The sequence below is a fragment of the Pseudomonas sp. 51_B genome, from assembly GCF_017491595.1.
In the GTDB taxonomy this organism is placed as follows: domain Bacteria; phylum Pseudomonadota; class Gammaproteobacteria; order Pseudomonadales; family Pseudomonadaceae; genus Aquipseudomonas; species Aquipseudomonas promysalinigenes.
Window position 1 is genome coordinate 1 of record NZ_JAFGYW010000591.1, and the last position, 243, is coordinate 243.

The window sequence follows — 243 nt, forward strand, 5'->3', positions numbered from 1 at the left end:
CCCCAGCCAGCGCGCCGGGTAGGCGGCATCCACTTCAGCGTCCAGTTGCATTTCGACCTTGTCGCGCAGGCTGGCGACGTGCGGGTCGGTCAGTGCCAGGTCGCGGAACTCCAGAAGCTGGGCACTGGCGGAAACCTCCTTCAAGTTCCATGCCTCCTGCCGCCACACCCATCCCGCCGCTGACGCGCTGCTGCACTTGATGCAGCGCGAAGGCCTGAGCCACGAGCACATCGCCAAGGTGGT

1 pseudogene is annotated in these 243 nt (G+C 66.3%); it reads left to right on the plus strand.

From position 1 onward, the window contains the following. Positions 1-118 precede the first annotated feature (118 nt). Positions 119-243: pseudogene (locus J5M56_RS26325) on the plus strand (hypothetical protein); the annotation flags it as partial.